This window comes from Saccharothrix sp. DSM 118769 (genome assembly GCF_052936295.1).
This window is the reverse complement of sequence record NZ_CP193627.1, coordinates 6,587,278-6,610,205: the sequence shown is the minus strand read 5'-3', so window position 1 is coordinate 6,610,205 and position 22,928 is coordinate 6,587,278. Positions and strand designations below refer to the sequence as shown.

Annotated in this window: 11 protein-coding genes; 7 read left to right on the top strand and 4 right to left on the bottom strand. The window is 77.1% G+C overall.

Annotation, left to right across the window (positions count from 1 at the left end):
* Positions 1–282 precede the first annotated feature (282 nt).
* The 6 genes from ACRAKJ_RS27605 to ACRAKJ_RS27580 are packed head-to-tail and all read left to right on the top strand — an operon-like array spanning position 283 to position 15,598.
* Complete coding sequence (locus ACRAKJ_RS27605; RefSeq protein WP_438925341.1) at positions 283–7,122, top strand: SDR family NAD(P)-dependent oxidoreductase; 6,840 nt, start codon at positions 283–285, stop codon at positions 7,120–7,122.
* 29 nt (positions 7,123–7,151) lie between these two features.
* Positions 7,152–11,543 carry a beta-ketoacyl synthase N-terminal-like domain-containing protein gene (locus tag ACRAKJ_RS27600; RefSeq protein WP_438925348.1) on the top strand — a complete coding sequence of 1,464 codons (4,392 nt, stop codon included), beginning with the start codon at positions 7,152–7,154 and terminating at the stop codon, positions 11,541–11,543.
* A complete protein-coding gene (locus tag ACRAKJ_RS27595; RefSeq protein ID WP_438925340.1) occupies positions 11,540–11,839 on the top strand; it encodes a phosphopantetheine-binding protein in 300 nt (99 codons plus the stop codon). The genes ACRAKJ_RS27600 and ACRAKJ_RS27595 overlap by 4 nt, the downstream gene beginning before the upstream one ends.
* Complete coding sequence (locus ACRAKJ_RS27590; RefSeq protein WP_438925339.1) at positions 11,839–12,642, top strand: alpha/beta fold hydrolase; 804 nt, start codon at positions 11,839–11,841, stop codon at positions 12,640–12,642. The genes ACRAKJ_RS27595 and ACRAKJ_RS27590 overlap by 1 nt, the downstream gene beginning before the upstream one ends.
* Entirely contained in the window at positions 12,639–13,805 is a 1,167-nt protein-coding gene (locus ACRAKJ_RS27585) for a nucleotide disphospho-sugar-binding domain-containing protein (protein WP_438925338.1), read from the top strand. Before ACRAKJ_RS27590 ends, ACRAKJ_RS27585 begins: the two co-directional genes overlap by 4 nt.
* A 44-nt stretch (positions 13,806–13,849) precedes the next feature.
* Positions 13,850–15,598, top strand: coding sequence for an ABC transporter ATP-binding protein (locus ACRAKJ_RS27580; RefSeq protein ID WP_447008721.1), 1,749 nt, complete (start codon positions 13,850–13,852; stop codon positions 15,596–15,598).
* 58 nt (positions 15,599–15,656) lie between these two features.
* Here ACRAKJ_RS27580 and ACRAKJ_RS27575 read toward each other — a convergent pair whose 3' ends face one another.
* From ACRAKJ_RS27575 to ACRAKJ_RS27565, 3 genes are all read right to left on the bottom strand, one after another.
* A complete protein-coding gene (locus ACRAKJ_RS27575) occupies positions 15,657–16,481 on the bottom strand; it encodes an SGNH/GDSL hydrolase family protein (protein WP_447008720.1) in 825 nt (274 codons plus the stop codon).
* 99 nt (positions 16,482–16,580) lie between these two features.
* Entirely contained in the window at positions 16,581–16,835 is a 255-nt protein-coding gene (locus tag ACRAKJ_RS27570; protein ID WP_438925274.1) for a hypothetical protein, read from the bottom strand.
* Positions 16,805–19,543, bottom strand: a complete 2,739-nt coding sequence (locus ACRAKJ_RS27565; protein ID WP_438925275.1) for a hypothetical protein — start codon at positions 19,541–19,543, stop codon at positions 16,805–16,807. The genes ACRAKJ_RS27570 and ACRAKJ_RS27565 overlap by 31 nt, the downstream gene beginning before the upstream one ends.
* A gap of 362 nt (positions 19,544–19,905) precedes the next feature.
* On the opposite strand from ACRAKJ_RS27565, the gene ACRAKJ_RS27560 reads away from it, so the two are divergent.
* On the top strand, positions 19,906–21,696 hold the full coding sequence (locus ACRAKJ_RS27560) for a hypothetical protein (RefSeq protein WP_438925276.1): 1,791 nt from the start codon (positions 19,906–19,908) through the stop codon (positions 21,694–21,696).
* Between the two features lie 47 nt (positions 21,697–21,743).
* Here ACRAKJ_RS27560 and ACRAKJ_RS27555 read toward each other — a convergent pair whose 3' ends face one another.
* On the bottom strand, positions 21,744–22,859 hold the full coding sequence (locus tag ACRAKJ_RS27555) for an oxygenase MpaB family protein (RefSeq protein ID WP_438925277.1): 1,116 nt from the start codon (positions 22,857–22,859) through the stop codon (positions 21,744–21,746).
* Positions 22,860–22,928: the final 69 nt, after the last annotated feature.

Below are 22,928 nucleotides of genomic sequence, written 5' to 3'. Positions count from 1 at the left end.
GGCGAGCCGCCGAACGGGTGTGTGCCCGGTCACAGTATTCGGTGTGCGCGTGCTGCGTCCATGTCCGGCCGGTAACGCCGCCGTGACCGCACGTGAAGCGGATTCGCGTCCAATGGGCGAACTGCGCTGCTGAACGCGGTCGTGCCGACAATGCGTGCCCTGCTCGGTTATCGCTGTTCAAGCCTACGGTCGCGTAAGTTCGGGGCGTTGACGCGACGTACCGCACTCCCTTGACTACACGACGTCATCGGCTGCTCGTGTCGATTGGGAGTGGCGGAACGGATGGATGTCTCCGAGCTGGTCGTCGCGGTCAACCCGGTCCACCACCCTGCGCCCCGGCTGACCGCCGTCGCGGCCCGCGCAGGCGCGCTCGGCGTGCTGGAGCTGCCCGGGGACCCCCGGGCCGCGGCCGACGCGCTGGACCGCGCCGCGAGGTGGACCACCGGGCGGTTCGGCGTGCGCGTCCGACCCGGCTGCGCGGTCCCCGACCTGCCCGCCGCCGCCGACACCGTGCTGCTGGCCGACCCGGCGCGCACCGCCGCCGACTTCCCCGGCCGGCGGGTGCTGGCCGAGGTGGTCGACCTCGCCGGGGCACTCGCCGCGGTGGCCGCCGGCGCGGCCGGCCTCGTCGTGCGCGGCCGGGAGGCCGGCGGCCGGGTCGGCGAGCTGAGCACGTTCGTGCTGCTGCAACAGGTCCTCGGCGCGGTGGACGTGCCGGTGTGGGCGGCGGGCGGCATCGGCCCGCACACCGCCGCCGCGGCCGTCGCCGGCGGCGCGGCGGGCGTCGTGCTCGACACCCAGCTCGCCCTGTTCCCCGACGCCGGGCTGCCGGCGGAGCTGACCGCCGCGCTGGACGGCCTCGACGGCTCGGAGACCGTGCTGCACCACGGGCACCGGGTGCTGAGGCGACGCGGCCCCGGCGTGCCGGAGCTGCCCGCGGACGGGGTCGCCGACCGGTTGGGCCCCGACCTGCGCACCCAGTTCCCCCCGGTCGGGCAGGACGTGGCGCTCGCCTCCGCGTTCGCCCGCCGCTGGCGCACGGCCGGCGCGGCCGTCCGCGGCGTGCGGGACGCGGTGCTCGCCGCCATCGCCGACGACGCAGCCGTGCGCGTGCTCGGCCCCGGCTCCACCGGCGCCCGGCACCTGGGCACGGCGCTGCCCGTCGTGCAGGGGCCGATGACCCGCGTCAGCGACCGACCAGGGTTCGCCGCGGCCGTCGCCGACGGGGGCGGCCTGCCGTTCCTGGCCCTGGCGCTGTCCGGCCCGGAGCAGACCCGCGAGCTGCTCACCCGCACCCGCGACGAGCTGGGCGACCGGCCGTGGGGCGTGGGCGTGCTCGGGTTCGCCGCCGAGGACGTGCGCGCCGCCCAGCTCGCCGTGGTCGAGGAGGTCCGGCCCACCCACGCGATCATCGCGGGCGGGCGGCCCGCGCAGGCCGCCCACCTGGAGGCCGCGGGCGTCTCGGCGTTCCTGCACGTGCCCTCGCCCGGCCTGCTGCGCCAGTTCCTCGCCGCCGGCGCGCGGAAGTTCGTCTTCGAGGGGGCGGAGTGCGGCGGCCACGTGGGCCCCCGGCACAGCTTCCCCCTGTGGGAGTCCCAGGTGGACGTCCTCCTCGACCACCTCGCCGCGGGCGGCGCGGGCGGGGACCTGACCGTGCTCTTCGCGGGCGGCGTGCACGACGAGCGCTCCGCCGCGATGGTCGCCGCGCTCGCCGCGCCCCTGGCCCGCGCCGGGGTCGGCGTCGGCCTGCTCATGGGCACCGCCTACCTGTTCACCGAGGAGGCCGTGCGCACCGGCGCGATCGGCCCCGTGTTCCAGCGGCACGTCGTCGCCGCCGACCGCACCGACCTGCTGGAGACCGCGCCCGGCCACGCCACCCGGTGCGTGCGCAGCGGCTTCACCGAGGACTTCGCCGCGCTGCGCGACGACCTGCGCGCCGGCGGCGTGCCCGACCGCGAGGCGTGGGACCGCCTGGAGCGCTTCAACGTCGGCCGCCTGCGGGTGGCCAGCAAGGGCGTCGAGCGCGTCGGCGACGACCTGCGGCCCGTGCCCGAGGAGCGGCAGGCCGCCGAGGGCATGTTCATGGCCGGCGACGTGAGCGTGCTGCGCGACGCCGTCACCACGGTCGCCGGCCTGCACGACTCCGTCGGCGCGGCGGCCGGCCGGTGGCTGGCCGACCGGGTCGCCGCGCTGCGCGCCGACCTGCTCGCCCCCGAACCCGAACCGGAGCCCGCCCCGCTGCGGGTCGCGGTCATCGGCATGGCCTGCGTGTTCCCCGGCGCCCCCGACCTGGCCTCGTTCTGGGCCAACGTGCTGTCCGGCGCCGACAGCGTCACCGAGGTGCCGCCCGAGCGGTGGGACCCGGAGCTGTACTACGACCCGGACGGCACCGGCGAGCGCACGCCGTCGCGCTGGGGCGGGTTCCTGCCGCGCATCCCGTTCGACCCGCTGGCCTACGGCATCCCGCCCGCCTCGCTCGGCGCGGTCGAGCCCGTGCAGCTGCTCGCGCTGGAGGTGGCCCGCCGGGCGCTGGAGGACGCGGGCTACCCGCACGCCGCCACCGACCACCGCCGCACGTCCGTCGTGTTCGGCGCGGAGTCCGGCAGCGACCTGTCCAACGCCACCACGCTGCGCACCGTGCTGCCCTCCTACACCGGGTCCCTGCCGCCCGCGCTGGACGCCCAGCTGCCCCGGCTCACCGAGGACTCGTTCCCCGGGATGCTGGCCAACGTCATCGCGGGCCGGGTGGCCAACCGGCTCGACCTCGGCGGCGCGAACTACACCGTGGACGCGGCGTGCGCGTCGTCGCTGACCGCCGTGGACGTGGCCTGCAAGGAACTCGTCGCCGGCACCAGCGACCTCGTCGTGGCCGGTGGCGCGGACCTGCACAACGGCATCAACGACTACCTGCTGTTCTCCTCCGTGCACGCCCTCTCGCCCAGCGGGCGCTCGGCCACGTTCGACCGGTCCGCCGACGGCATCGCGCTCGGCGAGGGCGTGGCGTGCGTGGTCCTCAAGCGGCTCGACGACGCCCTGCGCGACGGCGACCGGGTGTACGCGGTGGTCGACGGCGTCGGCAGCGCCAGCGACGGCCGCGCGCTCGGCCTGACCGCCCCGCGCCCCGAGGGGCAGCGCGCCGCGCTGGAACGCGCCTACCGGATGGCCGGCGTGTCACCCGCCCGGGTGGGCCTGGTGGAGGCGCACGGCACCGGCACGGTGGTCGGCGACCGCACCGAGCTGCGCACCCTCACCGAGGTGTTCACCGAGGCGGGCGCCGAACCCGGGTCGTGCGCGCTGGGGTCGGTCAAGTCCCAGATCGGGCACACCAAGTGCGCGGCCGGGCTGGCCGGGCTGATCAAGGCGGCGCTGGCCGTGCACCACGGCGTGCGCCCGCCGACCGCGCACCTGCGCGAGCCCAGCTCGGCGTGGGAACCCGACCGCAGCCCGTTCGCGTTCCACACCGCCGCCCGGCCGTGGGTCGCGCCGCCCGCCGAGCGGGTCGCCGGGGTGAGCGCGTTCGGGTTCGGCGGCACCAACTTCCACGTGGTGCTGCGCGCCCACGACCAGGCGCCCGCCGCGCACGCCCTGGACCAGTGGCCCGCCGAGCTGTTCCTGTTCCGCGGCGCGGACCCGGCCGCCGCCGCGCGCGCCGCCGCTGCTTTGCTCGACCAGGTCGACGCCACGCCCGCCGCCCGGTTGCGCGACTTCGCCCGCGGTGCGGCGACCAAGGCCGACGTGGCCGCGCTGCGCGGTGACCGGGTCTGGCTCGCCGTGGTGGCCCACGACGTCGCACAACTGCGCGACCGGCTGCGGCTCGCCGTGTCCGGCGGCACCAGCACCGCCACCGGCAGCTCCGGCTCCGGCGGCGGCGGTGTTGTCGGCTCTGTCGTGTCCGGCGGCGGCGTGGCCGGCTCTGTCGTGGCCGGCTCCGGGGTGCTCGGCTCCGGGGTGCTCGGCGACGGCGTGTTCAGCGCCGACGTGGCCGAGACCGGGTCGGTCGCCTTCCTCTACCCGGGCCAGGGCAGCCAGCGGCCGGGGATGTTGGCCGACCTGGTGGTGGCCTTCCCCGAGCTGCACCGGTACCTGGAGCTGGGGGCGCGGTGGGCCGACGCGCTCTACCCGCCCACCGCGTTCGACCCGGCCACCGAGGCCGCGCAGCGGGCCCGGATCACCGACACGGCCGTCGCGCAGCCCGCGCTCGGCGTGGTCGAGCTGGCCGCCACCGACCTGCTCGCGTCGGTCGGCGTGCGGCCGGACGCGGTGGCGGGCCACAGCTACGGCGAACTGGTCGCGCTGACCGCCGCCGGCGTGTTCGAGCCGGCCGACCTGCTCGCCGCCAGCGCCGCCCGCGCCGAGGCGATCCTCGACCAGGTGCGCGACGGCGACCCCGGCGCGATGGCCGCCGCGTCCGCGCCGGCCGACGAGGTCGAGGCGGTGCTGCGGGCCGCCGACCTGCCCGTGGTGGCGGCCAACCGCAACTCGCCCAAGCAGACCGTGGTGTCCGGGCCGACCGGGGCGGTGGCGTCGGCGGTGGAGCTGCTGCGCGCCGCCGGGTGGTCCGCCAAGCCGCTGCCGGTGGCGTGCGCGTTCCACAGCCCGCTGGTGGCGGGCGCGGGCGAGGTGTTCCGCCGGGTGCTCGACGGGATGCCGCTGCGCGCGCCGGAGCTGCCGGTCTGGGCCAACCGCACCGCCGACACCTACCCCGCCTCCGCCGACGCCGTGCGCGACGGGCTGGCCGCGCAGATCGGCGCACCGGTCCGGTTCGCCGAGCAGGTCGAGGCCATGCACGCCGCCGGCGTCCGGGTGTTCGTCGAGGTCGGGCCCGGCCGGGTGCTCAGCGGCCTGGTCGCCGCCGTGCTCGGCGACCGGCCCCACCGGGTGGTGAACCTCGGCGAGGACCTGCCCGGTTTCCTCACCGCCCTGGCGCGGCTCGCGGTCGCCGGGGTGGACGTGCGGACCGGACCGCTGGTGCGCGGCCGGGACGCCGCGGACCCGTCCGCCGTGCCCGCGGTGCCGGGGTGGACCGTCGACGGCCACCTCGTGCGGCGCGCGGACGGCGCCATCCAGCCCGGCGCGCTGCGCCCCGCCCAACGGATCACGGAGCCGATCGTGCCCGAACACCTCTCCACGCCCGTGTCGTCCGACGCGCTGGTCGCCGACTTCCTGCGCACCAGCCGCGAGATGATCGCCGCGCAGCGCGACGTGCTGATGACCTACTTCGGCGCGACCGGCGTCCCCGGAGCGCCCGTCGCGCCCGTCGCGCCCGTGGTGCTCCAGGCCGTCGCGCCCGCCCCGGTCCCCGTCGCCGTCGCGGCGGCCGAGCCGATCCCGCTCGAGCCGATCGCGGTGGAGCCGATCCCGGTGGAGCCGATCGCGGTGGACGTGCTGACGACCGTGGTCGAGGTGGTGGCCGAGCGCACCGGCTACCCGGTGGAGATGGTCGAACCGGGCCTGGACCTGGAGGCCGACCTCAGCGTCGACTCGATCAAGCGCGCCGAGATCGCGGGGGAGATCGCCACCCGGCTCGGGCTCGACGCCGGCGCGGGCGCGGCCCTGGAGGCGCTCAGCGCGGCCCGGACCGCCGCCGCCATCGCGGAGCTGATCGAGCAGCAGCGCGCGGCAGCGCCCGAACCCGCCGCCGCGACCGGACCCGCAGCCGGACCCGCGACCGGCCCCGTCGAACTCCGGACGGCCGAACCCGAACCCGAGGCCGTCGCCGCACCGCTGGTCGTCGCGCCGAAGCGGCTGGTGTTCGAGGAGCACGACCTGCCCGTGCCCGCCGCCGACGTGCGCGGCACCCGCGTGGTGGTCGTCGGCGCGCCGGACGAGGCCGTGACCTCCGCCCTGCTGGCCGCCGGCGTCGAGATCGGCCTGGAGGTGCGGGGTGCGGTCGTGCTGCACCTGGGCGCGCTGGACGCCGACGAGTCGCTGCTGCCCGAGGAGTTCCCGCGCATCCAGTCGCTGCTCGCCGCCGGGCCGCGCGGCCTGCTCGCGGTGGACCGGCGCGAGGTCGGGGCCGCCACCGGGCTGCGCGGCTTCTTCCGCACCCTGGCCCGCGAGTACCCGGACCTGACCACCACGCTCGTCGAGGTCCCGGCCGACGCCGGGCCGGACGCCGTGGCCGCCGCCCTGCTCGCCGAACTCGCCGCGCCGCCCACCGCCGACCGCGAACCCGTCGTGCTCGCGGGCCCCGGCACGCGGCGCGGCCTGCGCCTGACCGTGACCGACCTCGGGCCGGTGGCGGCGGCCGGCGCGGGACCCGCTGGCGACGGCGCGGCCGAGGCCGAGGCCGCCGGGCTGGACCGGGACGCCGTGGTGCTGCTCGCCGGCGGCGCGCGCGGCATCACCGCGCGGTTCGCCCGCACCCTGGCCGCCGCGGGCCGCTGCCGGTTGGAGCTGCTCGGCCGCACCCCCGCGCCGCTCGGCCCGGAGGAGCCCGACCTGGTCGCCGCGACCGACCGGGCCGCGCTGCGCGCCGCGTTCCTGGCCCGCGGCATGACCTCGCCCACCGAGGTGGAACGGGCGGTGTCCGCCGCGCTGGCCGAGCGCGAGGTCCGCACCACCCTGTCCGACCTGGGCGACCTGGCCCGCTACCACGCGGTGGACGTGCTCGACGCCGAGGCGGTGCGCGCCACCGTGAAGCGGGTGCACGACGAGCACGGCCGGCTGGACGCGGTGGTGTACGCGGCGGGCGTGATCGAGGACAAGCTGGTCGCGGACAAGTCGGTCGAGTCGTTCCGGCGCGTGTTCTCCACCAAGGTGGACGGTGCCCGCACCCTGCTCGACGCGGTCGACGCGCTGCCCGACGGCCCCCGGTACGCGGTGCTGTTCGGCAGCATCGCCGCCGCCCTGGGCAACCGGGGCCAGTGCGACTACGCCGCCGCCAACGACGCGCTGGAGGAGCTGGGCCGGCGCTGGTCGCGGCCCGGTCGGCGCGGCCTGACCGTCCACTGGGGACCGTGGGCGGGCGGCGGCATGGTCTCGCCCGAGCTGGCCCGCTCCTACGCCGCGCGCGGCGTCGCGCTCATCGACCCCGAGGAGGGACCGCTGAGCCTGCTGCGGGAACTGGCCTGGGGCCCGGCCGACGTGCACGCCGTCGTCAGCTCCGCGTCCGGCTGGTGACCGGGGTGACGCCGGTCGCGATCGTCGGCATGGCGGTGCTGTTCCCGGGCGCGCCCGACCTGGGTTCGTTCTGGCGCAACGTCGTCGGCGGCGTGGACGCCATCACCGACGTGCCCGCCGACCGCTGGGACGCGGGGTTCCACGACCCCGCCTCGCACGACCCCGCGCTGCGCCGGGCCGACCGCGTCTACACCCGGCGCGGCGGGTTCGTCGAGGCGTCGGTGGACGCGGCCGCGTTCGGCGTGATGCCCGCGTCCGTGCCCGGCACCGAACCGGACCAGCTCATCGCGCTCCAGGTGGCGGCGGACGCGGTGGCCGACGCGGGCGGCGACGCCGCGCTGCCCGGCGACCGGCGGCGGGTCGGGGTCGTCCTCGGCCGGGGCGGCTACCTCACGCCCGGCCTGGTGCGGCTGGACCAGCGCGTCCGCACCGCCAACCAGGTCGTGCGCACGCTGCGCGAGCTGATGCCCGAACTGGACGACGACCGGCTGGAACGGGTGCGCGCCGCGTTCGCCGAGCAGCTGGGGCCCGAGGCCCCCGAGTCGGCCATCGGCCTGGTGCCCAACCTCGCCGCGTCCCGCGTCGCCAACCGGCTCGACCTGCGCGGCCCCGCCTACACGGTGGACGCGGCGTGCGCCTCGTCGTTGGTGGCCGTGGACCACGCGGTGCGCGAGCTGGACAGCGGCCGGTGCGACGTCGTGCTGGCGGGCGGCGTGCACCACTGCCACGACATCACGCTGTGGAGCGTGTTCAGCCAGCTCGGCGCGCTGTCGCGCAGCGGGCGCATCCGGCCGTTCCACCGCGACGCCGACGGCGTGCTGATCGGCGAGGGCACCGGCGTGGTCGTGCTCAAGCGGCTGGCCGACGCCGAGCGCGCCGGCGACCGGGTCTACGCGGTCGTCGACGGCACCGGCGTGGCCAGCGACGGCCGCTCGGCGAGCCTGCTCAACCCGGACCCCGGCGGCCAGGCGCGCGCCGTGCGGCAGGCGTGGGAGGCGGCGGGCCTCGACCCGCGCGACCCCGACGCGCTGGGCCTGCTGGAGGCGCACGGCACCGGCACCCCGGCGGGCGACGGGGCCGAGCTGCGCACCCTGGCCGAGGTGTTCGGCCCGGCGAACGGACCGCGCGCCGCCCTCGGCTCGGTCAAGTCGATGATCGGCCACACCATGCCCGCGGCGGGCGTCGCCGGGCTGGTCAAGGCGGCGCTGGCGCTGCACCACGGCGTGCTGCCGCCCACCCTGCACTGCGACGACCCGCACCCGGCGCTCGCCGACACCCGCTTCGAGCCGCTGGCGCGAGCCCGGCCGTGGGAGGCGCCGGGCAGCGGCGCGCCGCGCCGGGCGGGGGTCAACGCGTTCGGTTTCGGCGGCATCAACGCGCACGTCGTGCTGAGCGAACCCGCCACCCGCGCCGCACCCGTCGTGGTGCGCGAGCCGACCAGGGTGCTGCGGCTGGCCGCGGCGACCCCGGCGGCCCTGCTGGAGCAGCTGACCGACGACCCCGCCGGCCTGGACGAGCGCGCCGACGTGCGCCACCCCGTGCGGCTGGGCGTCGTCGACCCGACGCCGCGCAAGCTGGCCCTGGCGCGCAAGGCCGTGGCCAAGGGCGTGCCGTGGCGCGGGCGCGGCGACGTGTGGTTCAGCCCCGCCCCGCTGGGCGGGCGCACCGCGTTCCTGTTCCCCGGCCTGGAGGCCGAGTTCGAGCCGGAGGTGGCCGACGTCGCCGCCCGGTTCGGCCTGCCCTGGGCCGAGGCCGAGGTGCGCGTCGGCGACGTCGGGCGGCATGGCGCGGCCGTGTTCCAGGTCGGGCGGCTGCTGGACGCGGCGCTGCGGCGGCTCGGCGTCGTGCCCGACGCGGTCGCCGGGCACAGCGTGGGGGAGTGGACCGCGATGGCGGCGGGCGGCATCCACGCCGCCGCCGAGGTGGACGCGTTCCTGGCCTCGTTCGACCCCGGTTCGCTGCGCGTGCCGGGCGTGGTGTTCGCGGTGCTCGGCGCGTCCGCCGACCGGGTCGCCGCCGCGCTCGCCGACCACCCCGACGTGGTGCTGTCCCACGACAACGCCCCCAACCAGGCGATGGTGTGCGGCCCGGAGGCGGAGGTGGACGCCGTCGTGCGCCGGTTCCGGGCGGAGGCGGTGATCGGCCGCGTGCTGCCGTTCCGGTCGGGCTTCCACACGCCGATGCTCGCGCCCTACCTGGCCCCGATCCGCGACGCCGCCCAGCGCTACGCCCTGCACCGGCCGACGACGCCGGTGTGGTCGGCGACCACCGCCGCCCCGTTCCCGGACGACCCGGCGGCGGTGCGCGAGCTGTTCGTCCGGCACCTGCTGGAACCGGTCCGGTTCCGGCCGCTGACGCAGGCCCTGCACGCGGCGGGCTTCCGCACGTTCGTGCAGCTCGGCGCGGGCCAGCTCGGGTCGCTGGTGAACGACACCCTGGCGGGCGAGGAGCACCTCGTGGTGTCCGCGCACGGCGGCCTCGCGCAGCTGCGGCGCGTGGTGACGGCCCTGTGGGTGCACGGCCGCCCCGCCGACGCGGAACCGCTGCTGCCGGCGCGCCGGACCGCCCACCGCACCCGCCTGGAGCTGGGCAACCCCCAGGTGTCCCTGCCCGCCTCCGAGCGGATCACCCCGCCCGCGGCGACCACCGTCCCCGACGCCCTGGCCGGCCTGGCGCACGACCCGCTCGCCGCCGAGCTGTCCGCCCTGCTGCGCGACACGGCCGGCCTGGCGACCGACCTGCTCACCGCCCGCGCCGCCGCACCGACCCGGCCCGCCGTGCCGACCCGGCCCGCCGTGCCGACCCACGCCGCCGTACCGACCTACACCGCCGCACCGACCCGCGCCGCAGCACCCGTCCACGCCGCCCCGCCCATTCACGCCACAGCACCTGCCTCCGGCGCGGCACCGACCCGGCCCGTCGTGCCCGGCCCCGCCGCCCCTGCCTCGCCCGTCGCGCCCGGCCCTGCCGCCCCGCCCGCCCGTGCCGCCGAACCCGCCCGCGCCGCCACCACCGCGCCCGCACCACCCGGGCAGGTCCTGCGGATCGACCTGGCGGACATGCCGTACCTGCGCGACCACTGCTTCTTCCGCCAGCGCCCCGACTGGCCCGACGACGCCGACCGCTGGCCGATCGTCCCCGCCACCACCGTCGTCGCGCACCTGACGGCCATCGCCGAGCGCACCGCCCCCGGCACCCGCGCCACCGCCGTGCACGACGTGCGGCTGCTCAAGTGGATCACCGCCACCCCCGCAGCGGACATCCCGGTCACCGTCCACCACCGCGCCCCCGGCGAGGTCGAGGTGGGCCTGACCGGCTTCTCCCGGGCCACCGTCACGCTCGCCGAGGACTACCCGCCACCACCGCCGCGCTGGCCCGTCGACGACCCCGAGCGCGTCCCCGACCTGCGCGCCCACCAGCTCTACGACGAGCGCTGGATGTTCCACGGCCCCCTGTTCCAGGGCGTCACCGAGCTGACCGCGATCGGCGAGCGGCACGTCCGGGGCGTGCTGGCCGCCCTGCCCACCCCCGGCGCGCTGCTGGACAACGTCGGCCAGCTGTTCGGCTACTGGGTGATGGCCGTCCTGCCGAACCGCACCACCGTGTTCCCGGTGCGCTTCGACCGCATCGCGTTCCACGGCCCGCAACCCCCGCCGCACGCCGAGCTGCACTGCCACGTCCGGATCACCGCCGTCACCGACAGCACCGTGACCGCCGACGTCCAGCTGTCCCACGACGACCGGGTCTGGGTGGAGATCACCGGGTGGAGCGACCGCCGCTTCGACACCGACCCCGGCATCCGCGCCGTGGACCGGTTCCCCGGCGCGCACACCCTGTCCGCCGTGGACGAGGACGGTCTGGCCGTGGTGCACGAGCGCTGGCCCGACCTGGCCACCCGCGAGCTGGTCATGCGCAACGTCCTGGGCGGCGTCGAGCGCACCGACTACGAGACCCGGCCGCCGAACGCGAAGCGCCGCTGGCTGCTCGGCCGCATCGCCGCCAAGGACGCCGCCCGCGCGCTGCTCTGGCGCGGGGGCGAGGGCGACGTCTACCCGGCCGAGGTCGCGGTGGACGACGTCGAGGGCCGGCCGAGGCTGCGCGGCGTGCACGGCCGGGACGTGACCGGCGTCCACGTGGACCTCGCCCACCACGGCGAGGTCGGCGTCGCGATCGCCCGGCGCGGACCGTGCGCCGTCGAGGTCCGGGAGGGCGGGGAGCGGCACGAGGCGGCCCTCGCCGCGGTCGCCAAGCTCGCCGGCGCGCCGGGCCGGGTCCTCGCCGAGGACGACGACCGGCTGGTCGTGGCCGCCGGCGGCCGGGAGCACGTCGTGCGCGTGCGCGCCGTCGCCAACCCGCCCGGCCTGCCCGCACGGGAGTACGTGGTCGCGTGGACCGCGCAGGAACCAGGAGAGGGATCATGAACACCGACACCGCCGCGGACCCCGACACCGTGCTGGCCGACATCACCGGCATGCTGCGCGAACTGCTGGAGGAGCACGGCCTGCCGGACGCGGACATCACCCGGGGCTCCACGTTCCACGGTGACCTGGAGCTGGAGAGCATCGACCTGGTGACGCTGTCGGCGTCGCTGCGCGAGCACTACGGCGACCGGGTCAACTTCGCCGAGTTCGTCGCCGACCTGGAGCTGGACGAGATCATCGGCCTCACGGTCGGCGAGCTGGTCGACCACGTGGTCGCCTCGCTGCGGGCCGCGTGATGGCGAAGGTCCGCACCGGCGACATCACCACGCACGTGCAGCGGCTGCCCGCGGCCGACGGCGACCCGGCCGCACCGCTGGTGGTGTTCGTGCACGGCCTGCTCACCGACAGCCTGGCCAGCTACTACTTCACGATCGGCCCGCAGGTCGCGGCGGCCGGCGCGGACGTGCTCATGTACGACCTGCGCGGGCACGGCCGCAGCGACCGCCCGGCCACCGGCTACCGGCTGGAGCACTTCGTCGACGACCTGGCGCACCTGCTCGACGCGCTCGGCGAGACCCGGCCCGCGCACGTGGTGGGCAACTCGTTCGGCGGCACGGTCGCGGCCGGCCTGGCCGCCTGGCACCCCGACCTGGTCGCCACCGTCACCATGATCGAGGCCGAGCCGCCGGTGGCCGCCTGGACCCGGCACATGGCCGACGGCCTCGCCGACGCCAAGGCGCGCCTGGCGCGCGAGGAGGTCATCGGCTGGATCGAGGCCAACCACGGCGCGCACACCGCGAAGCTGTCCCGGGGTGCGAGCCGCATCCTCCAGACCACCACGCTCGCCGAGGACGTCCCGCGCAGCCGGGTGGTCGACGACGACCTGAGCGCGCTCACCCGCCCGCTGCTGGCCGTGTTCGGCGACGAGTCCGGCCTGTGCGAGCAGGTCCCCGGGCTGGAGGCCGCGCTCGCCGACTGCCGCACCGTCGTGCTGCCCGAGCAGGGCCACTCGGTGCTGGTGGAACGGCCGCACGAGACGCGCGAACTGCTGCTGGACTGGGTGCGCGCCCACCACGCCCCGGCGGTGGCGCCCCGGTGAGCCGGTTCCTGTTCGTCGCGCCGCCGCTGGTCGGCCACGTCAACCCGCTCGCGGCGGTGGCGGCGGAGCTGACCGCGCGGGGCCACGACGTCGCCTGGGCCGGGCACGCCGACCTGCTGCGCCGCCTGCTCGCGCCGGGCGCGCGGGTGCACGACTGCGCGCTGCCGCCCACCGACCTGCTGCACCGGCCGCCGGAGCTGACCGGCCCGGCCGCGTTCCGGTTCCTGTGGCGGGACTTCTTCGTGCCGCTGGCCGACGCCATGGCGCCCGGCGTGGCCGCCGCCGTCGAGCGCGAGCGGCCCGACCTCGTGGTGGCCGACCAGCACGCGGTGGCCGGGTCGCTGGTAGCGGAACGGCTCGGCGTCCCGTGCGCGACCTCGGCCAGCACCTCCGCCGAACTGGTCGACCCGCTGGCCGGGCTGCCCAAGGTCGCCGCCTGGCTGACCGACCTGCTCGCCGACCTGCGCCGCCGGATCGGCGACCCGACCGCCGGCCACGACCCGCGCCACCCGCCCGGCGGCGTGGTCGCGTTCACCACCGGCGACCTGGTCGGCGACGTGCCCCTGCCCGACGGCGTGCGGCTGGTCGGCCCGGCCGTCACGTCCCGCCCGTCGAGCGACTTCCCGTGGCACCGGCTCGACCCCGACCGCCGCGTGGTGCTGGTCAGCCTCGGCACCGCGAACGTCGACGCGGGCGCGCGGTTCCTGCGCGAGGCGGCCACGGCCGTGGTCGCCCGACCGCACGTGCAGGGCGTCGTGGTGGACCCCGGCGGCGTGCTGGGCGACGTGCCGGGCGCGCTGGTCGTGCCGCACGTGCCGCAGCTCGACCTGCTGGCCCGCTGCGCGGCGGTGGTGTGCCACGCCGGGCACAACACCGTGTGCGAGTCCCTGTGGCACGGCGTGCCGCTCGTGCTCGCGCCCATCCGCGACGACCAACCGGTGGTCGCGGGCCAGGTCGTCGCGGCGGGCGCGGGCGTGCGGGTGCGGTTCGGCCGGGTCACCGCCGAGGGCCTGGGCGCGGCCCTGGACACCGTGCTCGACCCCGCCTCCGGGCACCGCGACGCGGCCCGTGCGCTCGCCCGGTCCTTCCACGCCGCCGGCGGCGCGCCCGCCGCCGCCGACCACCTGGCGGCGGTGGCCGCCCGCACCCCCGCCACCACCTGAGCCGCACCCCCTCGCCCGACCCGGCTACCGCCTTGGGGAACACGATGACGACCAGTCCCTCGACCAGTGCCCTGCGGGTGCTGCTCGACCACGCCCGCCCCCACCGCGCCGTGCTGGCCGGCAGCCTGCTCCTCGTGCTCGCGGCCGGCGCGTCGGGGCTCGTGCAGCCGCTGGTGGCGCAGGACGTGCTGGAGGCGCTGGGCACCGGCGGGTCCGTGCTGGAACCGGTCCTGCTGCTGGCCGGGCTGGTGGTGCTCGGCGCGGTGCTGACCGGCGTGCAGTCGTGGTGGCAGCAGCGCACCGCCGAGCACGTCGTCCGCCAGGTGCGCCGCGACCTGGTGTTCCGGCTGATCCGGCTGCGCGTGCCCGAGCTGGACCGCCGCCCGCCCGGCGACCTGACCGCCCGGGTGACCTCCGACAGCACCCTGTTGCAGAACGCCGCCACCGAGGGCCTGGTGCTGGTCGCCAACGGCCTGCTGACCACGCTCGGCGCGGTCGTGCTGATGGGCGTGGTGCACCTGGGCCTGCTCGGCGTCACCGCCGGGGTGATCGTCGCGGTGGCCCTGGTGCTGCTGGTCGTGCTGCCCCGCATCCGGCTCGCGGTGGCGCGGGCGCAGGCGGCCGTGGGCGCGGTCGGCGCGGCGCTGGACCGGGCGCTCGGCGCGGCCCGCACGGTCAAGGCCAACGGCGCGGAGGCCCGCGAGACCGCCCTTGCCGGCGCCGCCCTGGACGAGGCGCACGCCGCCGGGCTGGTCGGCGCGCGGTACGCGGCCGTGGTCAAGGTGCTGACCGGCGTGGCGATCCAGGGCGCGTTCCTGGGAGTCCTGGGCGTCGGCGGTGCGCTGGTCGCGGCCGGGCGGATGACCGCGCCGGAGCTGATCGCGTTCCTGCTCTACGTGTTCTACCTGGCCTCGCCCATCGGGTCGCTCGCCGCCGGGCTCGGGATGCTCCAGCAGGGCCTGGGCGCGGTCGGCCGGATCGACGAGGTGCGGCGGATGCCGGTGGAGGAGGACGTGGACCTCGCCGTGCCGACCCCGCACGGCCCGCCGCCCGCGGTGGAGTTCGACGGCGTCGAGTTCGCCTACCCCGGTCGCGGGCCCGCGCTGCGCGGCGTGTCGTGGACCGCGCGGCCCGGCACGCGCACCGCGCTGGTCGGCCTGTCCGGTGCGGGCAAGACGACGATGTTCGCGCTGCTGCAGCGGTTCTACGAGCCGACCGCGGGCACGATCCGGGTCGGTGGCGCGGACATCGCGGACCTGTCGCGCGCCGAGCTGCGGCGGCTCATCGCGTACGTGGAGCAGGACTCGCCGGTCATGGCGGGCACCCTGCGGGAGAACCTGCTCTACGCCGCGCCGGACGCCTCCGCCGAGGACATCGCCGAGGCGCTGCGGGTGACCAGGCTGCTCGGCTTCGTGGACCGGCTCGACGCGGGCCTGGACACCGAGGTCGGCACGCGCGGCGTCACCCTGTCCGGTGGCGAGCGGCAGCGGCTGGCCATCGCGCGGGCGCTGCTGCGCAAGCCGCGCGTGCTGCTGCTGGACGAGGCCACCGCCCAGCTCGACGCCCGCAACGAGAACGCGCTGCGCGACGCGGTGGAGCAGGTGGCCCTGGGCTGCACGGTCATCCTGATCGCGCACCGGCTGTCCACGGTGACCGACGCGGACCGGATCGTCGTGCTGGAGCACGGCGCGGTGCGCGCGCAGGGCACGCACGACGAGCTGGTGGAGCGGGACGAGCTGTACCGGGAGCTGGCCGCGACCCAGCTGCTGGTGCCGGCGGCCCCCGGTGCCTGACGACGGGTGGGGCGCCCGCCGTGCGCGGGCGCCCCACCCCCTGCCGGACCGGGAGCCGTCAGGCCACGCCCGCCACGCCCGCGGTGAGCGCGTTGAGCCGGGCGTAGTAGCCGTCGCGGTGACCCGCCGCGTTCGGGTGGTAGGACTCGTTGATCTTGTCCCACTCCAGGCTGGTCAGCCACTTCGTCCCGCTGGAGCACAGCGTGTGCGGGTCGAACACCGGCCGGGCGTCGAGGAACGTGAAGCCCGCTTCCGCCGCGCGCTGCGCCATGACCGCGGCCAGCGTGTCGGCGGCCGAGTTCAGCGCGTTGCGCTCGGTGTCGCTGAGCCCGAAGAGGCCGCAGGTGCCCCGGATCGTGTAGATCCGCGGGTAGCCGACCACGATGACCCGCGCCGACGGGGCCTTGGCCCGCACCGCCGCGTACACCTGGACGAGGGCGGGGGAGAGGTAGGCGTTGGCCGCCTGCTTGGCCAGCTCCACGCCGTTGACGCAGTCGCGGTCGTCGATGGTGAGGATGCAGTTGGTCAGCACGTCGACGAAGCCGACGTCGTTGCCGCCGACCTGGATGGTGACCAGGGTGGTGTCCGCCGTGAGCAGCGGGATCTGGTCCGTGATCACGTCGGCGGTCTTGGCGCCGGAGCAGGCGGCCTCCACGAACGCCACCGACGGGTGCGCCGCCGCCCACAGGCGGGGGTAGGTCAGCGGCCCGCGGCGGCAGGCGTCGTTGGGGTCGTCGTAGGTGCGGGTGCCGGGGGCGGTGGTGTACGAGTCGCCGATGGCGACGTACTTGCCCGCCAGGGGCGCGGCCTGCGCCGGTGCGGCGAGGACCGCGGTGGCGATCAGCGCCGCCAGTACGGGGAACAGGGCCCGTGGTGCGCGCATGGATCTCGTCTCCGGGGAGTTCGGGGGGAGAGCGGACACCACCATGCGTAACAGGTGATCTTGTGGGTGAATACCTCACCACAGGTACTAACGCGTAAACTATTCACATTGGCTGCGGACTTCGGCCCCGGAAGGCCCACCCCCGTTGCGACCGCCGGCCCAGTGCCGCTGCCCCAGGACGAGCGACACCCCCACCAGCACGGCCGCGCCGCCCGCCGCCAGCGCCACCACCGGCAGGCCGGTCGGGATCTCCAGGTGCGCGGTGATGCCGAGGATGCGCGACAGGCCCCACGGCAGCAGCGCCAGCTGGTCGTTCCACGCGGTCAGGGCGCGTTCCAGGCCCAGCACGGCCACCAGCCGCCCAGCACCGCCACCGGCGCGCCGGCCGCCATCAGCACGCGCCCCGCCGCGCCCGCGCGGCCCAAGCCGCCGCGCAGCGCCGCGTACGCCGCCGCGAAGGTGCCCAGGAACGCGGCGACCGCCGCCGTCGCGTACACCGCCCGCGCGGTCGGGTCGGTCCAGAACGAGAACCAGTAGAGCCCCGGCCCGCGCACCGCCAGCACGCCCAGCAGCAGCACCGAGCGCAGCAGCGCCACCGCGCCGACCGCCGCGCCGACCGCCGCCGCGACCCCGGGCGCCCGCCGGGTGGTCAGCCACAGCACCGCGGCGAACAGCGCCCACGCGCCCAGCGCCGGCACGAGGTGCGCGGGCGCGGCGAACCACGTGAGCACCGCGCGGCCCAGCACGACCGCGACCGCCGGCACCGCCCACACCAGCACCCGGTCGACGCGCGACGGCGACCCGCCCGGCCGCCACGGCCGGGTCAGCGCCCGCGCCCACGGCCTGCGCCACCCGAGGGCGAACAGCAGCCCCAGCCCCAGCAGCGCGCCCCGCGCCGCCCACGCCATCGCCTCGTCGCGCTCCGCCCGCGCCAGGCCGAGGTCGGCCGCGGTGAGGTTGTAGGCGGGCAGCGCCAGGTCGTCCCCGTACCGCCGCAGGTGCTCCGCCCGCAGCGCCCGGTACTCCACCGCCGCCGCCCGCGCCGCGTCCCGCGCGCCCCCGTCGCCGGTGTCGAGCCACTGGACGTGCCGCAGCGCCGAGGTCCGGTAGGCGGCGAGCACCCCGAACAGGTCGACCTGGTGGTCCAGGGCGGCGACGAACCGCTCCCGCAGCGCCGGGTCGCGCCACCCAGCCGGGTCGGTCCCGGCGACCAGCTCGCGCATCCGGCGGGCGGTGCCGGTCGCCGCCGCGCCCTCCGCGACCGCCTCGTCCACCCGGTCGCGCCCCACCGCGTAGACCGTGCCCCACGTGGCGCTGTCGCCGGTCGGGACGTCCCACTCGAAGATCCACATCATGGGTGGCGGCTCCAGGCCGAGCGCCCGCACCCGGTGGCGCGCGTACGGGCCGACGTACAGGCCCGCGGTGATCGCCTCGCGGGACAGCGCCAGCGCGCGGCACACCGCGTCCACCACGCCCGGGTCGTGCGAGAACGTGCGCCGCACCCAGTCCGCCGTGGCCTGCGCCGGGTCCAGGTCCGGGTCGCGCGCCAACCGCCCGGTGACGTGGGAGTTGAGGTCGTAGAGCTGCCAGAAACCCGTCCTCAGGTCCAGCAGCCGGGGCCCGGCGAGCAGCGGCCCGCCGCCCTGGCGCCACGTCCACACCCCCTCCACCCGCGGGTTGGCCAGGAACGTGCGCAGCGCGTGCCGGTGCAGCTCGCCGAGGTCGTTCGGCAGCGCGCCGGAACCCTCGAACTCCCGCCGGGACTGGAACTCCACGATCCGGCGGTGCCGCCCCACCAACAGGGTGTCGTTGAGCGGGAGGTGGCTGTAGAAGTCACCGAGGGTGTACTTGGTGGACACGATCAGGCGATCGTCGACCAGCTCGCCGAGGACCCGTTCGTAGACGTCGCGGTCGGTGTGCAGGTCGCCGACCTCGCCGATGCCGACGCTCCACGTGCGGAAGACGACCTGCCGGTCGTGCTCGGCCGCGACGTCCAGGAAGGCCCGCAGCATCGCCCGCACCGCCGCGGGCGTGGTGACCGCGATCTCCGAGGTGTAGTCCCAGCCGGCGAACCGGTAGGCCGACCCGCCCTCGCCGATCCGGACCATCACGCCGGCCGCGTACGGCAGTCGTGCGAACAGCTCCGCCAGCCCCGCCCGGTAGACCCGCCACAGCCGGTCGTCCTCGGTGCGCAGCCCGCCCACCTCGCGCTCCAGGAAGGCTTTCAACGGCGGTGACAGGGCGAGCATGTCGGTGGACAGGAACACGTCCACGCCCATGTCGTGCGCGTAGCGCCACACCGGGCCGAACGCGGCCACCATCGCCTCCGCCCGCTCCCGGTGCGGGTCGCCGGGCGGGTGCACGTCGAGCCCGTCGAACGTGACGTACTCCAGGAAACCCGGCACCACCACGGCGTTGTACCCGTCGGCCAGCGCGTGGTGCACCAGCGCGCGGAACTGGCGCGAGACGCCGTCCACCGCAGCGCGGTCGACGTAGGGCGCGCCCGGCAGGACCGCCGCACCCACCACGTCGGAGTTCAGCGAGTAGTCCGCGCCCGCGGCGAACCGCGCCGGGTCGTCGGGCAGCCCGACCGCGCCGAGGTCGGTCATCCGCAACCCGAGCCGCGGCGCGACCACCCGCCCGTCGGCGACCACCTCGGCCCCGGCGCGCACGCGGTCGGCCACGGCGTACAGGCCGGCCGCGAGCCCGTCCGGCGTGCTGCCGACCACGACCGGGCCGGGGTCGACCCGGTAGCCCTCGTCGGGCAGGCCGGGTTCCAGCCGCCCCAGGAGCCGCCCGTCGACGCCGACGACCGGCCGGGGACGGCCGCGTTCGACCAGGGCGTCGGCGACGGCGGAGGCCGCCAGCCGCACCCGGGGCTCGTCGGGGACGCCGATCGAGTCGACGTCCGGTGGTGGGGCGAGCGGGCGCGGCGGGGCGGCGACGGGCCGTTCGACCGGCACGTCCGCCGGCCGCACCTCCACCCGCAGCGCGTCGCCCAGCTGCCAGGCGACGGCACCGCCGATCCCGAGCAGCACCAGCACCACCGCCACCGCGCGCACCCGGCCATCGTCACACGGCCGGCGCGCCACCGGCCCCCGCCGCTTCGGGCCCGTCCGGCGCCGGGGGGCGCTCGGGGCAGCCGACGAGGACCGGGTGCCGGGGGAAGGTCGTCATGCGGCCCGGCCCGCGCACCGGATAGTCTGCCGACAGGACGACCCGGGGTCCCGGACCTGGTCACCCGCCGCCCCGACCCGGCCGACCGCCGTGCCCGCCGGGTGCCGATCACCGCCCGGGGCACCGAGGCGCGCCGACCGCGCGGCCCCTCGAACGCGTGGCGCGGACCGCCCGGCGCGAGAGGGCCACCCCGGCGGACGACCGCCGAGAGGCCCGCACCCGACCGCGGAACAGGGAGGCGTCAGGCGTGACCGAGTCCCCGGACGGCCGTGCGGTGTCCCCGGACGGCCGTGCGGTCCGCCGGGCCCTGCGCCCGCGGCGGACGTGGCCGTGGCCCGACCTGGAGGCCCGGGTCGCCGAGGTCCGGGGCTGGGCGGAGGCGGGCGTCGAGCTGGGCGGACCGCTGCGCCGGCTGACGTGGCCGGTCGTCCGGCGGCGCAACGCCGGGTTCGTGCCCGCCCTGCTGAGCCGGGGCGTCCCCGTGCCCGACGACGTCGTCGCGGCGGCGCGCCGGGCGCTGCGGGCGCTGGTGGGCGGGCACGCGCCGGACACCGCGTGGCGCCGGTACGCCCGGTGGCACGCGGAGCTGGACCCCGACGACGCGGCCGAGTGCCTGGCCGCCCTCGCGCGGACGCCGTCCCGGCACGAGACCGAGCGCTACCGCGCCTTCGACGCGCTGCACGGCATCTCCCCGGAACGCGCGGTGCCCGTCGCCGGGGAGCTGGTCCTCGACCCCCGCGTGCGGCGCACGGTCCGCATCCCCGTGGGGCAGGTGCTCGCCCGGCACGACCTGCCCACCGCGCTGGCCGTGTTCGAGCGGGTGGCCGCCCGGTCGGACGACGGCGCGGTGCTCAACGACGTGGCCGAGTTCTTCCGCCGCCACGACCCCGCCAGGGCGTTCGCCCTGTCCGCCACGACCGCCGCGAACCGCCGGCTGCCCGACGCCGAACGCCTCACCGCGGCGCGGCACGCCTTCGCGCACGACCCGGGCAGGGGTGTCGCGCTGCTCGCCGACCTCGTCGACGACGCGGCGGGGGACGACGCCCGCGGCGCGGCGCTGGACGAGCTGCGCCGGGTGGCCCCCGACCGCCTGGCCGGCCTGCTGGACGACCGCCGCCGCACCGCGGCGCCCGAGCGCAGGCTGTACCTCGCGCGGTACCTCGTCGAACGCCTCGGCCGGGGCCCGGAGGTGGTGGTCGACCTGGCGTCGGACCGGACCGTGCCGGTGGAGCTGCGGCTCCGGGCCCTCGACGTCGACCGGCGGGCCACCACGGCGGAGGTGCTGGAGGGCGTCGTCGCGGACGCCGGCGACGACTTCGGGGTCGCGGTGCGCGCCGTCGCCCTGCTGGCGCCGCTGTCGCCCGACTCCGCGTTCGAGCACCTGCACCGCGTCGCCACCGACCGGCGGTTCCCGTTCCGCGACCGGGCGCGGGCGGTGAAGGCGGCGGCCGGTCACCTGGGGCAGCGGCAGAGGACCGCGCTGCACCGGGACATGGCCCTGGGCGCGGCCACCGCGCGGGAACGGGCCGACGCCGTGGCCGCGCTGGTCAGGACCGACCCCCGGGAGGGCCGGGAGCTGTGCGCGCAGTTCGCCCGGCGCGGTGACCTGCCGGTCGACGAACGCCTGTGGTTCACGGGGAAGACCGGGTCCCGCACGGCCCTCGAACTCCTGCGCGGGTTCGTGCGCGACCGCGACGAGGACCCCGCGCTGCGGGTGAAGGCGGCGCGGGAGGCCGTCCTGAAGGGCGGCGACGAGGACGCCCACCTCCTCCGGCGGCTGGCGGCCACCCCCACGGTGCCGTACTCGTTCCGGAAGGGCCTCGTCGCGGACCTGGAGCCGGCGGACCGGACCGCCGTGCTCGGGACGATCGCCGACAGCGCGGCGGAGCACCCCGACACGCGCTTGGCGGCCGGCATCGCCCTGGGCGACCTGGACCCGGCGGGCGCGGCGGCGAAGCTCGACGAGCTGGCGCGGGACCGCCGCACGCCGCTGAGGACCAGGGGCCAGGCGCACGACGCCGCCGCCCGGCTGCGCTGACGCCCCCCGGCCGGCTGCGCTGACGCCGCCGCCCGGTGCGTACCGCGTCACCTCCCGGCGGCCTCCCAGCGCTCGCGCAGATCGGCCGGGATGGTGAGGGTCGTCGACTGGCCGTTGGTGAGGGTGCGGACGCTGCCGCCGAGCAGGATGGTGCCGGCGCGGTCGAGGATGGTGGTGGCCAGCGCGCTGGTGTCCTCGGAGCGCTCCAGCGCCCGCACCAGGCGCGTGCCCGCGCCGACCACGCGCGTCCAGCCCCGCGACTCCGGCACCTGCATCCAGTCGGCGACCTCGGGGGTGACGACCTGGCGCACCACGGCTGCGGCGATGCCGTCGAAGATCTTGCCGGGGAACAGCTTCTCGTAGAGGTCGAGCAGGTGGCGGGTGAGCGCCACGCCCTCCGGGGAGGGCCCGTAGGCGGCCTCGACCATCGCGGCGCTCAGCTCGCGCGCGTCCTCGACCGACTCGGGCACGGCCTCGACGGGGATGCCGAGCATGGCGCCCGCCGCCCGCCACACGTAGTAGTAGTCCCGGGCCTCCTGCTCGGTGACCGAGATGCCCATGCGGCGCATGCCCTCGATCACCTGCACGGAGAAGATCATCAGGCCGCCGACCATGTCCTGCTGGCACACCGGCACGCCGTCGGCGGCGACGTCCCAGCGGCCCGACGCGGTGAGGAAGTGGCGCACGGCGGCGTGGATGAGCCGCGTCTTCTGGATGGTGGGCACGAACGACCCGCCCGAGCCGAACGCGTCGCGGCCCATCATGTCCATCACGAACTGGGAGGTCTCCGACAGCCGCCGGTGGGGCTGGTTCAGGCCGTGGGTCCGCGTCAGCACCCGGGACGTGCGGGCGTGGGCGTAGCAGTTGACCATCGCGCCGAAGGTGAGCACCGAGGCGACGTGCACGCCGTCGTCGACGAAGAAGTCGTAGGCCCGCGCCACCCGTTCGGGGTCGACCCACGCCGGCGGGCTGTCGGTGGCGACCAGGAACTCCCGCACCGAGTCGGGCAGCTGCTCCGGGATCGGCTGGTCGTTGGTGCGGAAGTGCTCCAGCACCTCGTTGACGAGGCCGACCCGGTTCGTCGCGACGAGGTCGGCGACCACCGCGTCGGCGAGTGGATCGCCCTGGAACTTCAGGGCCTCGAAAGCGGCTGCGTCGATCACGGGGTCCCCCCTTCCACGTGTGTGCCACCACCTCATCGGTAGTGCGCCCGACGCACCAGGGCGCGTTCC

What these genes read in the sequence shown, in the direction of transcription:
- ACRAKJ_RS27605 (WP_438925341.1), top strand. Translation starts at nt 283, where the DNA reads ATGGATGTCTCCGAGCTGGTCGTCGCGGTCAACCCGGTCCACCACCCT.
- ACRAKJ_RS27600 (WP_438925348.1), top strand. Translation starts at nt 7,152, where the DNA reads ATGGCGGTGCTGTTCCCGGGCGCGCCCGACCTGGGTTCGTTCTGGCGC.
- ACRAKJ_RS27595 (WP_438925340.1), top strand. Translation starts at nt 11,540, where the DNA reads ATGAACACCGACACCGCCGCGGACCCCGACACCGTGCTGGCCGACATC.
- ACRAKJ_RS27590 (WP_438925339.1), top strand. Translation starts at nt 11,839, where the DNA reads ATGGCGAAGGTCCGCACCGGCGACATCACCACGCACGTGCAGCGGCTG.
- ACRAKJ_RS27580 (WP_447008721.1), top strand. Translation starts at nt 13,850, where the DNA reads ATGACGACCAGTCCCTCGACCAGTGCCCTGCGGGTGCTGCTCGACCAC.
- ACRAKJ_RS27575 (WP_447008720.1), bottom strand. Translation starts at nt 16,481, where the DNA reads ATGCGCGCACCACGGGCCCTGTTCCCCGTACTGGCGGCGCTGATCGCC.